This window comes from Drancourtella sp. An57 (assembly GCF_002161525.1).
Classification (GTDB): domain Bacteria; phylum Bacillota; class Clostridia; order Lachnospirales; family Lachnospiraceae; genus Sellimonas; species Sellimonas catena.
On record NZ_NFHY01000005.1, the window covers coordinates 129,415 to 144,918 of the forward strand.

Here is a 15,504-nt window from a genome sequence, read left to right on the forward strand (position 1 = left end):
ATGGCAAAGACAGGTGTAAAACTGATCGCCAACAACAAAAAAGCATATCATGATTATTTTATTCTTGAGACTTATGAGGCCGGAATTTCCCTTGCAGGAACCGAGGTGAAATCGATGCGGATGGGAAAGTGCAGTATCAAAGAATCCTTCATCCGCATCGAAAACGGGGAGGTCTTTGTGTACGGAATGCATATCAGCCCGTATGAGAAAGGAAATATTTTCAACAAAGATCCGCTCCGGGTACGCAAACTCCTGCTGCACAGGCAGGAAATCAACAAACTGCTTGGAAAAATGAAAGAAAAAGGAATGACACTCGTGCCTTTGAAAGTGTATTTAAAGGGCAGTCTTGTCAAAGTGGAAATCGGGCTGGCAAAAGGAAAGAAGCTTTATGACAAGCGTGCGGATATTGCCAAAAAAGATCAGGCAAGAGAAGCGCAAAGAGATTTCAAAATTCGCAATTTTGGGTAGATTCAAAGTGAAAAGGAAGGTATAATAGAAATGGTACCAGTAACAAAAAAAGATCTCAGAAATCTTGTTTCCCAGACAACGATCGAGACATATGAAGAGCTTACACCGCAGCTGATCCAGCTGATTGATATGACGAAGAAAAATCCTGATCTGACAGACGCGCAGAAGTCGGACGAGATTTCACTTCATATGCTTGGATATGTGAAATCCTGTACGAATGAAATTATCATCGAGGTACTTGCAGAAATTCTGGGACTGGAAGATGAAGAATAAATAAAATATAAAATGGGGAGGACCGGCGCATGGTATACGAGACAATTCCTGTAACAATCAAGGGCGAGGAAACAAACGCAAGGTTATATACATATTTCTGGAGCAATTCAAAAGAGCTTTATGATGGACGAAAAAGGCCCTGTGTTCTGATCTGTCCGGGAGGCGGCTATGCCATGACATCGGACAGGGAGGCAGAAGGTCTGGCGGTACGGTTCATGGAGATGGGATATCATGCGGCAGTGCTCCGGTATTCAACTGTTCCGGATGATGTATTTCCGGATGCATTCATTCAGGCGGCTGCATGCATGAAGATGCTTAGAGAACGCGCAGAAGAATGGTTCATTGATCCGGACAGGATTCTAATTCAGGGATCCTCGGCAGGAGGACATCTTGCTGCCATGGTTTCCACCTACTGGCACATTCCGGAGCTTGCCAACATTCTCGATACCACATCGGAGATGATCCGTCCGAACGGACAGATTTTAAGCTATCCGGTGATCACAGCCGGCACATTCCGGAACGAAGGCTCCTTTAAGAATCTTCTGGGTGCCCAGGCGGAGGAAAGTCTGGAAGAAGCATGTTCTCTGGAACTGAATGTTTCAGAGTACACACCGAAGACGTTTATCTGGCATACATATGAGGATCAGTCCGTTCCGGTTCAGAATTCCCTCCTCTATGTAAATGCGCTCGTAAAGGCCGGTGTTCCGGTAGAGTTCCATCTCTTCCCGAAAGGAGAGCACGGACTTGGAACAGCGACTGAGTTAAGCCTTTCCAGTGACGGAAGAGGCGTGGAGGCTCAGTGCGGCCAGTGGATGGATCTTGCAAAAGCATGGATCGACCACAACATTTAGAAAAAGAGCTGAAAGAAAGACCGCGGGCGGGCCTTGACAAGGTCAGGCCGCCTGCGTATAATAATAGAACAACTGTCTGCAAAACCAGGGCTTGTACTGGTTTCGACGGGGGTTTTAAAGTTGGAGAAGCCATCCGCGGGACGGGACCGCGCAGTAAACCGTAACTTAAAAATAAACGCAGACAATAATAAATTAGCGTACGCTGCCTAATTTCGGCAGCAGTCGGCTCCGGACTTCCCGCGGTTCGGATCACCGGCTTCGACACTTGCGGGGCACTTCGTCTCCAAAGCTTTGAGGAGGTGGAAGATTTTATGAAGCTACCGAAGATTGCAGCCTGTCATTAGGCGGCAGTCCGGGGGAATCTTAAAATAATGACTGTGATGGGAGATGCTCCGATGGAGAGGCTTTCGGACGCGGGTTCGATTCCCGCCAGGTCCATATTCTTAAACCGCGAAAACCCAGTAAAATCAGGGGATTCGCGGTTTTTTTATAATCAAATTCATCTGGAAATTTCACTTACAGTTTGAGAGGAGGTCGAATGCATGGCAATATACAAGAAAATTTTAGGGCTATTCCCCCTGATGATAGTCTTGACAATGATTTGGGGATGTGGGAATCATATGGACAAATCCAGTGAATCTTTTGATATAACAAAATTCCCACGAGATGAGCAGGGCTATCCTAACATTCCAGATCCTACACCGATTAATGAGTTGAATGTAGAGGATGGTGCCATTGTGATTGTAGGATTTGATATGCTGGAATATCAGAGAAAGCACAATTCAAAGGCGGTCAAGAAGACTTTGAGTATTCCGGAATGGCTGAATGAAGAAGCAATAGAAAAGGGAGTGAATTTTTCACAAGTTCTTCAGGAAGCATTGATGAATAAATTGAATATCAGAAAATAATAAACTGCACATATAGAGAATATGAGTCCTTAGATACAGGAGTAATTCCGTCTGGATTTGTAAGAAAAGCGCCGCAAATACGGCGCTTTTTCCATGCTGTTTTATAAAATACAGGAAGAGATCAGTCTTCCGATTTCTCTTATATCTCCTCCGGCAGAAAACTCAAATGTGACATTACCAAGGCCGCTGAAGTAGAGGGTCAATTCGGAATCCATATCAAAGGTTCCGGCTGTTTCGATAGAAAATGCCTGAACTTTGGAATACGGAAGGGAAGTAAAATCCTTTTTGGATCCGGTAATGCCTTGTACATTGCAGGCGATCAGTCGTTTGTTTGTGAATACCACATAGTCCCGCAGAGCACTGTAGTACCCGACGATTTCTTCACCATAAATCAAAAGATCCAGGATTTCTTTCGGAAGATGCTTTTCTTTTGCTTTACTGAGTTTGAATACTTTTTTGTTCTGAAAATCAATCATAGTCTGTCCTCCGTTTTTCTTTTATCATAGCATATGGAAGATGTCTGTTCAATTATGAGCAGAGGTATCTTTCGTATTGACAACATAGTAAAACGATGTAAAAATTTATATATAAATCAAGCAAAAAAGAAGCTGAAAATCTGAAACGAGGTGAGGAACATGCACTTTGAAAGAAAAGAAACCATGTTTACAGGAACAACAAGCCGGGAACCGGAAGCATATGAGAAACTTCATGGGGAAATTGCGCGCCGGGCAGCAGAAGAGGGGATTGTCCTTCTGAAAAATGAGGAGCATCTGCTTCCGCTCAAAAAGGGAAGTAAACTTGCGCTGTTTGGTTCTGGTGCGTCCAGAACAGTCAAAGGAGGCACCGGTTCCGGAGATGTAAACGAGAGAAGAAGTATCAGCATCTATGAAGGTTTGAAAGATGCCGGATTTGAAATTATGACGGAGAAATGGCTCCATGAATATGAAGAAGAATATAAGGGAAAACGGTTGGAATGGAAAGAAGCGATTCTTGAAAAAACAAAAAGCGGAATAGATTTTTTCACCGCATATTCCACTTCTCCATTTCATGTTCCGGCAGGACCGGAAATTTATACTGTCGATGCGGATGCGGCAGTTTTCGTCCTTGCCCGGAATGCAGGGGAAGGGGCGGACAGACGGGCAGAAAAAGGAGATTATTTTCTGAGTGATGAAGAGTATACTCTTCTTTCGGATGTCTGTGACAGGTATGAGAAGGTCATTCTGCTTCTGAATTCCGGAGGAGTTGTGGATTTGTCATTCATTGAAAAGCTTCCGCAGATTCAGGCAGTACTGGCGGTATCACAGCCGGGCCAGGAGGGCGGCACTGCCGTGGCAGATGTTATCAGCGGGATTGTTTCTCCAAGTGGAAAATTGACTGATACATGGGCATTTTCTTATGATGACTATCCGAATGCCGCAACATTTTCGCATAACAACGGAAATATTGAGGAGGAGAAGTACGAGGAAGGCATCTATGTGGGATACCGTTATTTTGATACCTTCGAGATTCCGGTGCGTTATGGATTCGGGTATGGAATGTCCTATGCGTCTTTCTCCATAAATACGGCACGTATCGAAACATCAGAAAATGGGGAGGTACGAGTCACAGTCAAAGTGAAAAATAACAGCCGGGAGTTTTCCGGAAAAGAAGTGGTTCAGCTTTATGTATCCCTTCCAGTCGGAAAGATTGAAAAAGAGTTCCGTAGATTGTGCGCGTTTGCCAAGACCAGGATACTGGCTCCGGGAGAAGAGGAGACGGTTGAGATGACTTTTGATGCCGGAACACTGACTTCCTTTGATGAAAGCCGGGCAGCATGGATTCTGGAATCGGGATGCTACGGAATCTATGTGGGAAATTCCCTTATGGAAAGCACACTGGAAGGTATCCTTGATGTAAAGCAGGAGAAAGTGCTGGCAGAAACAGAGCATATCTGTCCACTAAGAGAAACTCTGGAGGAGCTGTCTGTTCCGGCTGAAAAAATCCGGAAGCGGTATGAAGCGCTGATAAACAATATGGAGAATGTGCCGCACTTTTCCTATGATCTGGACGGACTTGATACTATCCGGTATTGTTACGATTATAAAGAGCCGGGGGATGAAGCGGCGGAAATCACCAGTGGGCTGTCCGAGGATCAGCTGATCCTGCTTGCTGTGGGAGATCCAGGAAGCGGACAGGGAAGCAATCTTGGAGCAGCCGGGATTTCGGTGCCTGGATCTGCAGGTGAGACCAGCTCCTGTGCGGCCGGACAGGGAGTAAAAGCGATTGTTCTGGCTGACGGACCGGCAGGCCTGCGCCTGAGTCAGAATTATGTGGTGTCCGATGGAAAAGTGCAGACGATTCCGTTTGAAGCGGCGATTGAAAGAGGATTTTTTTACGATGGGCCGGAACAGGAAGGAGATATTTATTATCAATATTGTACGGCGTTCCCTGTCGGAACACTTCTGGCTCAGACGTGGAATGAAGAATTGATCCGGGAAGTTGGCAATGCAGTGGGCGAGGAGATGGAACGTTTTGAAGTGACGCTCTGGCTTGCGCCGGGAATGAATATCCACCGGAATCCTCTGTGCGGACGGAACTTTGAGTATTATTCGGAAGATCCGTTCCTCAGCGGAAAAATTGCCGCAGCCATGACAAAAGGAGTGCAGAAGCACCCTGGATGCGGAACGACTGTGAAGCATTTTGCCTGCAATAATCAGGAGGATAACCGGAGCGGATCCGACAGTATTCTTTCGGAACGAACCCTTCGGGAAATCTATCTGCGCGGCTTTGAAATTGTTATTCGGGAAACGCAGCCGCTTGCAATCATGACAAGCTATAATCTGATCAATGGTATCCATGCGGCAAACAGTTATGATCTCTGTACGAAAGCAGCCCGCTGTGAATATGGATTTCAGGGATTGATCATGACGGACTGGACAACGACGCAGCTGAGTGAGGACTGTACGGCTGCGGGATGCATTAAGGCAGGAAATGATCTGGTAATGCCGGGAGAACCGGAGGATCAGGAAAGTATCCGGCAGGCGTTGGCTGATGGAACGATATCACAGAAGGAACTCCGGGACTGCGTCACAAGGATTGTGCGGACGACATTAAAATAATATAAAATCTGTTGTACTTACAACATATTTTGCTTTCTGACTCCTGTATACTGGCCATGGAACGAAACAGTAAGGAGGACAGAAAATGGAAAAGCAGATGTTTTGTTATCAGTGTGAACAGACGGCAGGGTGCAGCGGATGTACCGGGAAAGCGGGAGTCTGTGGGAAGACAGCAAGGACAGCAGGCCTTCAGGATGAACTGACCGGGGCGCTGATCGGACTTGCAAGGACGTGTGCGTCCAATCCGAAGACAGAAAATACGGACCGGTTGATTCTGGAAGGTCTGTTTGCTACTGTCACAAATGTCAATTTTGATGATGAAGCCATTGAAAGGCTGATTGATAAAGTAAGAGCAGAAAAAGAGCAGATTGCGCCGGGCTGCGCAGTATGCGAAGCAAAGTGCGGGAACACCGATGAATATGATATGAAACGGATCTGGGAAGCGCAGGAGGATATCCGGTCATTGAAATCTCTGATCTTATTTGGAATCCGGGGAATGGCGGCGTATGCTTATCATGCCATGGTACTGGGCTATGTGGATGAGGAAGTCAACACCTTTTTCTACAAGGCATTATCTATACTTGCAGAGGACTGGGGAATGGAAGAACTTCTTCCGGTGGTTATGGAGACCGGAGCAGTGAACCTGAAATGCATGGAACTGCTCGACCGTGCCAACACGGAAACATTTGGAAATCCGGAGCCGTCAGAAGTATCCTGGAAAGTGGAAAAAGGACCGTTCATCGTTGTGACCGGTCATGATCTCTATGATTTGAAACTTCTATTGGAACAGACGAAAGATCTGGGAATCCAGGTTTACACCCACGGTGAGATGCTGCCGGCTCATGCATATCCGATGCTTCGGAAATATCCGCATCTGAAAGGAAACTTTGGAACCGCATGGCAGAATCAACAGAAGGAGTTTGCAGACATTCCGGCACCGGTTCTTTATACGACAAACTGTCTGATGCCGGTAAAGGACAGTTATGCGGACCGGGTATTTACAACGGAAGTAGTAGGATATCCGGGCATGGTCCACATTGGTGAGGACAAAGATTTTACCCCGGTGATCCAAAAAGCACTGGAACTTGGTGGATATGAAAAAGATATGGAATTTACAGGAAGCAACGGCGGCAGCACCACAATGACCGGATTCGGCCATCAGGCAGTTCTGAGTGTGGCGGGTCAGATCATCGCAGGTGTGAAAAGCGGAGCGATCCGGCATTTCTTCCTGGTAGGAGGATGCGATGGAGCCCGCCCTGGAAGAAGCTATTATACAGAGTTTGTAAAACAGGCACCAAAGGATACGGTGATTTTGACTCTGGCCTGCGGAAAATACCGGTTTAACGATCTGGATCTGGGAACAATCGGAGGAATCCCGCGGATGCTCGACATGGGACAGTGCAATGATGCCTACAGTGCCATCAAGGTTGCACTGGCACTGGCAGATGCATTCGGATGTGGTGTTAATGAACTGCCGCTGTCTATGATTCTGTCCTGGTATGAACAGAAAGCGGTCTGCATTTTGCTGACGCTTCTTCACCTCGGCATCAAAAATATCCGGCTTGGCCCGACACTGCCGGCATTTCTTTCAAAAGGTGTGGCGGAGTATCTGATAAAAGAATATGGAATTGCTCCGGTTACAACGCCGGAAGAGGATTTAAAGACAATCTTAGGATAAGAAGCTAAGAAGAAGGATGTTTCCACAATCAGGAGACATCCTTTTTCTATGCGCAGGAAGAAACCAGATTAGAATCCACGGCCTAAAATAACAATTTGCAAATTTGAACCGCATTTTTTGCTGACTTGTACTGGAAAATAGAACGAAACGATTAAGATGTTATCTTTTAGCCAGAATCTATTGACAAATGCCTACCTTGCTATATAATATAGTCAAGAGAAGAACCTTATCATACAAGGTAGACTGGAGGGAAATCATGGGAACAGTGTTAGAAGTGCAGGATATTATTAGAAATTATTCTAAAAAAGGCGATGGAGCCCGTCCGGCAGAGGATGATATCAAGGTCATCCGCGGGATCAGTATGAAAGTCGAGAAGGGAGATTTCCTTGGCATTATGGGAAAATCCGGATGCGGAAAGTCAACGCTGCTCCGGGTGCTCGGACTTCTGGACCGGCCGACAGAAGGAAAAATTTATTTTGAAGATTTTGATACGGAAGAATTGTGGAAAGATGAGCTGGCAGACATCCGCAGAAGGAAGATCGGATTTATCTTCCAGGACTACTACCTGATGGACAGTCTGACGGTGAGGGAAAACATGATTCTGCCGATGATTTTAGACAAGGCGGATTCCGCGGAAATGAAAAAGCGGGCGGAAAAATATGCGGAACAGTTTGAGATTTCGCATCTTCTTGATAAGAAGCCGACGGAGCTTTCCGGCGGAGAGAAGCAAAGAGCCGCGATCTGCCGGGCGCTGATCAATGACCCGGAACTGATTCTGGCGGACGAACCGACGGGAAATCTGGATTCCAAATCCGGAAAAATTGTTCTGGATGCACTCAAAGAGATTAATAGATGGGGAAAGACTATCATCATGGTGACCCATGACCCTCAGATGGCGAGCAATTGTAAGCATGTGATTTTGCTGAAAGATGGCGTGATTTTAAAGACACTGGACCGCAAAGGAGACGATGAAAAAGAGCGGGAACGCTATTATCGGGAGATTCTCGGAGAAATGGAGCAGCTTTAAGTGAAACAACAAGAGACAGGCGGTGAGAAATATGGACAAAGCGCAGCTTATGAAAGGGATTCTGGAAGGATGCATTCTGAAGATCATTGATCAGGAAGAGACATACGGATATGAGATCGTAACAAGGCTCCAGGATTATGGATTTTCTGACGCAAAAGAAGGCACGCTTTATCCGCTTTTACTCCGCCTGGAGAAAAAGAAGCTGATTAAGGGAACCTTTAAAGAAAGTCCTCTGGGGCCGAAGCGGAAGTACTACGCACTGACTCAGGAGGGAAAGGACTATGTCGATCAGTTTTATCAGGCATGGCAGGAAGTGAAAGAGTCTGTTGACCGGATCTTCTGACAGGAGGCGAGAAAAATGTTATGGAAAAATGAATTGACAGAAATAAGAAATGAGAATGCAGAGCAGATCAGTGGAATGAACGGAACAATGTGGGACCAGCTTTCTCCGATGCTGGAATATCTGTCCTCTTTTTCGATCCCGATGTTTGAAGAAGAAGTGATAAAAAAAGATCTGATCGGTATGGCAAAGGAGGCGGAGATCGAACAGATCTCTCTGGAAGAAAAACTGGGAATGTCGTCGAAAGAATTTTGCGACAACCTGATAGAAAACGAAACAGAAAGAACCAGAAAAAGAAAGGTGGAGGAGCAGATTCTGGAGTTGGCTGTGAATTTTGTATGGTATCTGACTGTTTTCTGGCTCATTGGGGCTTTGCTGGATGCAGAACCAAGAATGGTTTATGCATCAGATATGTTATTCGCATTTTTCGCAGCATTGTCAGATGTATGGCTTCCTGGAAAACGTATTATGGCATGGGATAAACGTAAAGAATATCTTAGGCATTTGATTAAGATAGGGTCATTAGTACTTGTAGTATTTACAGATGTCCGAACAGATCAGGCTATTACAGGAAATGGATTTGTCATAGGAGGGTGTCTGATTTTGTTATCTGTTTTGGCAGCTTTTATCAGTGCAAACTACTGGAAAAAGCAGTCACAGAAATATGACTGGAAATAGAAAGCGGGGGAAAGAAGATGTATGTGCTTGAAGTTGAAAATTTAATTCGTAATTATCAGAAGGCTGTAGGGAAAAAGGGAAAAGAAGATATAAAAGTTTTAAAAGGACTGAACTTTCAGGTGGAAGAAGGAGATTTCACCGGAATTATGGGAAAATCCGGATGTGGAAAGACGACCCTTCTGAAAGTTCTGGGGATGATTGATAAGCAGACAGATGGAACAGTCCGATTCATGGGACAGGACACAAAAGGACTTTCCGGAGATACGCTGGCAGATATCCGAAGAACGAAACTCGGATTTATCTTTCAGGACTATTACCTGATGGACAGCTTGACGGTTGAGGAAAATATCATGCTTCCGATGATCCTCGGGCAGGAGGATGCGCAGAAAATGATGGACGCGGCAAAGGCATATGCGGAAAAGTTTCAGATCGATCATCTGCTAAACAAGAATCCGTATGAGCTTTCCGGCGGGGAAAAACAGAGAGTGGCAATCTGCCGGGCACTGATTAACAATCCGGATCTGATTCTGGCCGATGAGCCGACGGGAAATCTGGACTCCAAGTCCGGCAAAATCGTGATTGAAGCACTTCGAACCATCAATCAGGAAATGAAGAAGACGATTGTCATGGTTACTCACGACCCGCAGATGGCAAGCAACTGCCGGAAGATTATCCTTCTGAAAGACGGAGTGATTTTGGAAACGCTGGAACGGGGAGAAAAGAGCCAGGAAGAATTTTATCAGGAAATCATCGGAAAGATGGAGGAACTGTAAAAAGTAGAGACAGGTCAAAGCGGGGAAAGAAGGGATCATATGCTGCTGAAAAAGTTGTGGGAAAATGATCTGATCAAAATCAGACAGGAAAATGTAAACCGGATATCCGTACTGGATGGGAAAATGTGGGATCAGCTTTATCCGATTGTAGAATATCTGGATTCCTCGTCACTTCCGCTCTTTGAAGAGGAAGTGATTAAAAAGGAACTGATCGGAATGGCAGAAGAAGCCCTGATTGAAGGAATCACTCTGGAAGAGAAACTTGGCATGCCGGGACAGGAGTTTTGTGATCAGATACTGAATTCCAGAGAAAAAGATGACAGGAGAAAAATTGGAGAATATTTGGTAGAATTTGCAGTTCACTTCGTCTGGTTTCTGACATTTTTCAGTATAGAAACCATCTGGACAAATCAGATTGAACTGGATATGAGTACTGTGATCCTGGCAGTGATAGGTGCGGCCGCTTCTCTTTGGATTCACGATCAGATATTTATTCATCCTATTACAGATTACAGAGGGAAGATCGCATTCCGGTCTAAAAAATCACAGGCGCTGATCATCCTTTTGGTGATTCTGTGTCTGATCTTTGCAGACTGGCTGCTTTGGAGAATGGATATCCGGATTTCCATTCCATGCGGAGGCAGAATCTTCTTTGCAGGAATGCTGGTATTATCCTGCCTGATGCTGCTTGTAAGAAAACAGTACTGGAACCGCCGGTCAAAGGAATATGAATGGGCATGATGAAGAAAAGGCAGGAGGCATAAAGACATGTTCTGGAGGAACGATTTGACAACATTAAGAAAAGAAAATACAGGCCGTATCGCGGACATGGGAGAAGAGATGTGGGAACAGCTGTATCCCGCACTACAGTACCTGTCGACCAGGCAACTTTCACTTTTTGATCGGGAACTGATCAAAAGCGAACTGATCGGCATCGCGGAAGAGGCAGAGATCCAGGGGGCCAGGCTGGATCGGAAGATGGGGATGCCTTATCAGGCATTCTGCGATTTTCTGATTGAAAAACGGGGAATCAGGAAAAAAAGTTCCATTGGAGAACAATTACTGGAAACAGGGACTTGCTTTATATGGTGGCTGACGTTCTTTGCAGTAGTCAATCTGATTCAGAATGATAATGCTGTCCGCTCTAATGAGATTCTGGCGGCGCTGGTAGCAGCCATGGCGGTTGTTCTTCTGGGAGACCACATGTTTGAGTACAGAGGAAGACTTTCCGTGGATCAAAAGAAATGGCGGATACAGATTGGAGTGATGGTGGTCTGCTTTTTCGTTCTGGCGGCTGTGACATCCAGGTATCCGATTGCCATCCCTCTGACAGCAGGTAGATGGATTGTGATTGGGATTCTGCTTGTTGCTTCCGTTCTTCTGCTGCTTATCAGAAACTGGTACTGGAACAGCAGGTCAAAGCAATATAACTGGAAATCTGAATAAAGAATGGAAAAGAACTCCTGCGATGTTGGGGAATGAAATCGCAGGAGTTCTTTGTTGCACTTAAATGATCGAATTTGAGTGATTGTGAAATATTTATAAAAAATAATTAAAAATATTGTGAAATAAAATGATTGATTATGACTGATAATGGTGCTATGATAAGCATAGAAAGAACGGAGGTAGAAAAGAATGATTTACACAGTAACATTTAATCCGTCACTGGATTACATTGTGACAGTCAATGATTTCCGGCTTGGAGAGACGAATAGGACGGCATCAGAGCAGATGCTCCCGGGAGGCAAGGGAATCAACGTGTCTACGGTACTGGAAAACCTCGGATTTGATAATACTGCCCTTGGATTTGTGGCAGGATTTACCGGAAGAGAGATTGTAAGCAAAGTGCAGGAGCTGGGATTCCAAAGTGAATTTATTGAGCTTGACGAGGGATGGTCAAGAATCAATATCAAAATGAAGGATTTTGACGGAACCGAGATCAATGGACAGGGACCGGCTATCAGTGAAGCGGCTGTGAAAGCACTTCTGGAAAAGCTGGACGGACTGAAAGAAGGAGATATTCTGGTGCTGGCAGGAAGCATTCCGGCAAGTATTCCGGAAACGATTTATGCGGAGATTATGAAGCGACTGGATGGAAAAGGAGTGCTCACAGTGGTGGATGCGACCAATGACCTGCTGATGGAAGTACTTCCGTATCATCCATTCCTGATCAAACCGAATCAGCACGAACTGGGAGCGATATTCGGAGTGGAACTTGATACGCAGGAATCTGTTGTGCCGTATGCCCGGAAAATGCAGGAACGGGGTGCGCTGAATGTGCTCGTATCCATGGGCGGCAAGGGAGCCGTGCTTCTGGATGCAGACGGAGAGGTGCATATGCTTCCGGCGCCGGAAGGAACTCTTGTCAATGCAGTGGGCGCAGGAGACTCCATGGTGGCAGGATTTCTGGCAGGATGGCTGGAAAAGAAAGATTACGAACATGCTTTCCGGATGGGAGTGTCCGCAGGAAGTGCCAGTGCCTTCTCGGAGCGTCTGGCAACAAGAGCAGAGGTGGAAACATTGTATCGATCAATAGAGGATGGGAGGAAATAGAGGATGAGAATCACAGAATTACTGGATAAAAGAAGTATTTCTCTTACTGCCGCGCCGGCTTCCAAGAGTGAAGCACTTGATATGGCAGTGGATCTGATGGCGGCAAGCGGAAAGATCCGGGACAAAGAAGCGTACCGGAAAGAAGTGTATTTAAGAGAAGAAGAAAGTACGACCGGAGTCGGAGGCGGCATTGCGATTCCGCACGGAAAATGTGACGCAGTGGAAAAGCCTGGCCTTGCAGCGATGGTGATCAAAGACGGAGTGGATTTTGATTCTCTGGACGGGGAACCGGTAAATTTGATTTTCCTGATTGCCGCGCCGAATACAAAGGATAATATTCACCTGGATGTGCTGAGCAAACTTTCTATTCTCCTGATGGATGAGCAGTTTTCAGAGAATCTGAAAAAAGCATCCACACCGGAAGAATTCCTTCAGATCATCGATGAGGCAGATGAAGAGAAACCGGATGTCGATGAACAGCTGGCGGCACAGACGGAGTCCGAACCGCAGGAAAAGGCATGCAGGATTCTGGCAGTGACTTCATGTCCGACTGGTATTGCACACACGTATATGGCTGCGGAAGGAATCGAAAAAGCAGCGAAAAAGGCAGGATGCTTTGTAAAGGTAGAGACGAGGGGATCCGGCGGAGCAAAGAACGTACTGACAGAAGAGGAAATCGCAGAGGCAGACTGTATCATCGTTGCAGCAGACGCAGAAGTACCAATGGACCGTTTCCATGGAAAACGTCTGATCGAATGCCCGGTTTCCGATGGAATCGGTAAGGCAGATCAGCTTGTAGAGCGGGCGATGCATGGTGATGTGCCGATTTACAAAAGCGGAAATCCGAATGCAGGCAAGTCACAGAAATCATCCGGAGGCGGAGCCCACAAGGTATATACACAGCTGATGAACGGAGTTTCCCACATGCTTCCGTTCGTAGTTGGAGGCGGTATCCTCATTGCCCTTGCGTTTCTGATCGATGGCCTCAGCGTCGATATCAATTCCCTTTCCGATGAGATGCGTGCAAATTTCGGTACGATCACGCCGGTAGCAGCGGCATTGAAAGGAATAGGAGATACGGCATTTGGATTCATGCTCCCGGTACTTGCAGGATTCATTGCCATGAGCATCGGAGACCGTCCGGCACTGGCAGTCGGATTTGTCGGTGGAATGCTCGCATCTCAGGGAAAATCCGGATTTCTTGGAGCTCTTCTTGCGGGATTTGTAGCAGGATACCTGATTCTCCTTCTGAGAAAAGTATTTGCGAAACTGCCGCAGTCCATTGAAAAGATTGCGCCAGTGCTTCTGTATCCATTATTTGGAATTTTGATTATGGGACTTCTGATGAACTATGTGATTGAGCCTCCGGTCGGAGCATTGAATACCGCGCTCAATACAGGACTGACCAATATGAGCGGAAGCAGCAAGATTCTCCTTGGAATTATCGTTGCGGGTATGATGTCCATCGATATGGGAGGACCGTTCAACAAAGCGGCATATGTATTCGGAACTGCATCCATTGCAGCCGGTAACTATGATATCATGGCAGCAGTTATGATCGGCGGTATGGTACCTCCATGCGCCATCGCTCTGGCGACACTGCTCTTTAAGAAGAAATTTACAAAAGAAGAACGGGAATCCGGCCCGGTAAACTTTATCATGGGACTGGCGTTCATCACAGAAGGAGCAATCCCGTTTGCAGCATCTGATCCGCTCCATATCCTTCCGTCCTGTATCATCGGTGCCGCAGTATCAGGTGCGCTTTCCATGGCATTTGGCTGTACTTTGATGGCTCCGCATGGCGGAATCTTCGTATTCCCGGTTGTGGATCATGCCCTGATGTATCTTGTATCCCTGGTAATCGGTACGATTGTCGGAGCCGTACTCCTTGGAATACTTAAAAAAAGGGTAGAAGAATAAAGAAAAAATCAAACAGCATTACGCCGCGAGAAGATTATCACATCCGCGGCGTATTTTGATTCGGGTGGGAGATTGACGGGAAAGGAGAATTCTACTATAGTTATATGAGAGAAAAAGGTTTAGTCGGAGGGAAGGTTATGCTGACAGAAAAACGACAAAAAGAGATCTTGAAACTTCTGGGAGAGAAGGGAAGCGTGACCGTTCAGGAACTGACAGAAAAGCTGAATGCGTCCGAGTCCACAATTCGGAGAGACCTGACACTTCTCCATCAGAAAGGAGAGCTGGTCAAGGTGTTTGGAGGAGCTGTCCAGACAGAATCCAGGATCAATATCCGGGAAGAAAAAGTTGCTCTCAGGAAAGAATTGAAAAAAGAGGAAAAAATCCGGATTGCCAGGTATGCGGCATCGCTTGTGGAGCCGGATGATTTTGTCTACCTGGATGCCGGCACGACAACGGAATACATGATTCCGTTTCTGACAGAGAAGTCAGCCGTCTTTGTGACCAATGCGGTTTCCCACGCTCTGCAGCTCACGGAGAATGGGTTCCGGGTGATCCTGATCGGCGGCGAACTCAAAGCGGCGACCGAGGCGATTGTTGGAAACGAAGCCTACGTCAATCTCCAGAAATATAATTTTACAAAAGGTTTTTTCGGAACGAACGGGGTAACCCGGACGTCCGGGTTTACGACGCCGGATATCAATGAGGCGATGATAAAAGGATGTGCGATGAAACATGCCCAAAAGCCGTATGTACTCTGTGACAGCAGCAAATTTCTGGTATCGAGTCCTGTAAGCTTTGGAGAATTCGGGGATGCAATGATTATTACGGACCGATGCCCGGATGAAAGCATGTATTCGGACAGCAATATTATCATAATAGAATAGGACAGATACATGTTATGATCCCGGAAAAAACAGCAGGAATTCATCCTGCTGTT

The 15,504-nt window shown here is 46.2% G+C and carries 16 protein-coding genes and 1 other RNA gene; 16 read left to right on the forward strand and 1 reads right to left on the reverse strand.

All coding sequences use genetic code 11. The features are described from left to right. The 5 genes from smpB (at position 1) to B5G11_RS16665 (ending at position 2,500) form a co-directional block, all read left to right on the forward strand. Positions 1 to 468 (forward strand): SsrA-binding protein SmpB, encoded by a 468-nt coding sequence (smpB, locus tag B5G11_RS05590; RefSeq protein ID WP_087168077.1) that lies wholly within the window; start codon positions 1 to 3, stop codon positions 466 to 468. A 30-nt stretch (positions 469 to 498) separates the two neighbouring features. Then, positions 499 to 741: a hypothetical protein gene (locus tag B5G11_RS05595; protein WP_087168076.1), complete on the forward strand. Its 243-nt coding sequence runs from the start codon at positions 499 to 501 to the stop codon at positions 739 to 741. A gap of 29 nt (positions 742 to 770) precedes the next feature. Further along, positions 771 to 1,592 carry an alpha/beta hydrolase gene (locus B5G11_RS05600; protein ID WP_087168075.1) on the forward strand — a complete coding sequence of 274 codons (822 nt, stop codon included), beginning with the start codon at positions 771 to 773 and terminating at the stop codon, positions 1,590 to 1,592. An 87-nt stretch (positions 1,593 to 1,679) separates the two neighbouring features. Beyond that, positions 1,680 to 2,033, forward strand: a transfer-messenger RNA (tmRNA) gene (gene ssrA / locus B5G11_RS05605). A gap of 101 nt (positions 2,034 to 2,134) precedes the next feature. Continuing rightward, positions 2,135 to 2,500, forward strand: a complete 366-nt coding sequence (locus B5G11_RS16665; RefSeq protein WP_242958943.1) for a hypothetical protein — start codon at positions 2,135 to 2,137, stop codon at positions 2,498 to 2,500. Between the two features lie 101 nt (positions 2,501 to 2,601). Here B5G11_RS16665 and B5G11_RS05615 read toward each other — a convergent pair whose 3' ends face one another. Further along, the gene (locus tag B5G11_RS05615; RefSeq protein WP_087168073.1) at positions 2,602 to 2,976 is read right to left on the reverse strand and encodes a PH domain-containing protein; all 375 of its coding nucleotides are present in this window, start codon (positions 2,974 to 2,976) and stop codon (positions 2,602 to 2,604) included. A 159-nt stretch (positions 2,977 to 3,135) separates the two neighbouring features. Here B5G11_RS05615 and B5G11_RS05620 point away from each other — a divergent pair, with 159 nt between their 5' ends. The 11 genes from B5G11_RS05620 (at position 3,136) to B5G11_RS05670 (ending at position 15,451) form a co-directional block, all read left to right on the forward strand. Further along, a complete protein-coding gene (locus tag B5G11_RS05620; protein WP_087168072.1) occupies positions 3,136 to 5,598 on the forward strand; it encodes a glycoside hydrolase family 3 protein in 2,463 nt (820 codons plus the stop codon). A gap of 85 nt (positions 5,599 to 5,683) precedes the next feature. Further along, positions 5,684 to 7,276: a hydroxylamine reductase gene (gene hcp, locus B5G11_RS05625; RefSeq protein ID WP_204229571.1), complete on the forward strand. Its 1,593-nt coding sequence runs from the start codon at positions 5,684 to 5,686 to the stop codon at positions 7,274 to 7,276. 256 nt (positions 7,277 to 7,532) lie between these two features. Then, positions 7,533 to 8,303 (forward strand): ABC transporter ATP-binding protein, encoded by a 771-nt coding sequence (locus tag B5G11_RS05630; RefSeq protein WP_087252475.1) that lies wholly within the window; start codon positions 7,533 to 7,535, stop codon positions 8,301 to 8,303. A gap of 31 nt (positions 8,304 to 8,334) precedes the next feature. Beyond that, complete coding sequence (locus B5G11_RS05635; RefSeq protein ID WP_087169428.1) at positions 8,335 to 8,646, forward strand: PadR family transcriptional regulator; 312 nt, start codon at positions 8,335 to 8,337, stop codon at positions 8,644 to 8,646. A gap of 15 nt (positions 8,647 to 8,661) precedes the next feature. Beyond that, positions 8,662 to 9,321: a hypothetical protein gene (locus B5G11_RS05640; protein WP_087252476.1), complete on the forward strand. Its 660-nt coding sequence runs from the start codon at positions 8,662 to 8,664 to the stop codon at positions 9,319 to 9,321. A gap of 17 nt (positions 9,322 to 9,338) precedes the next feature. Then, positions 9,339 to 10,094 (forward strand): ABC transporter ATP-binding protein, encoded by a 756-nt coding sequence (locus B5G11_RS05645; RefSeq protein ID WP_087252477.1) that lies wholly within the window; start codon positions 9,339 to 9,341, stop codon positions 10,092 to 10,094. A gap of 39 nt (positions 10,095 to 10,133) precedes the next feature. Further along, positions 10,134 to 10,835 (forward strand): hypothetical protein, encoded by a 702-nt coding sequence (locus B5G11_RS05650; RefSeq protein ID WP_087252478.1) that lies wholly within the window; start codon positions 10,134 to 10,136, stop codon positions 10,833 to 10,835. Between the two features lie 27 nt (positions 10,836 to 10,862). Next, complete coding sequence (locus tag B5G11_RS05655; protein WP_087169424.1) at positions 10,863 to 11,540, forward strand: hypothetical protein; 678 nt, start codon at positions 10,863 to 10,865, stop codon at positions 11,538 to 11,540. 189 nt (positions 11,541 to 11,729) lie between these two features. Next, on the forward strand, positions 11,730 to 12,647 hold the full coding sequence (gene pfkB / locus B5G11_RS05660) for a 1-phosphofructokinase (RefSeq protein ID WP_087252479.1): 918 nt from the start codon (positions 11,730 to 11,732) through the stop codon (positions 12,645 to 12,647). 3 nt (positions 12,648 to 12,650) lie between these two features. After that, a complete protein-coding gene (locus tag B5G11_RS05665; RefSeq protein ID WP_087252480.1) occupies positions 12,651 to 14,567 on the forward strand; it encodes a fructose-specific PTS transporter subunit EIIC in 1,917 nt (638 codons plus the stop codon). Positions 14,568 to 14,671: 104 nt separating this feature from the next. Continuing rightward, positions 14,672 to 15,451 (forward strand): DeoR/GlpR family DNA-binding transcription regulator, encoded by a 780-nt coding sequence (locus B5G11_RS05670; protein WP_343215474.1) that lies wholly within the window; start codon positions 14,672 to 14,674, stop codon positions 15,449 to 15,451. Positions 15,452 to 15,504: the final 53 nt, after the last annotated feature.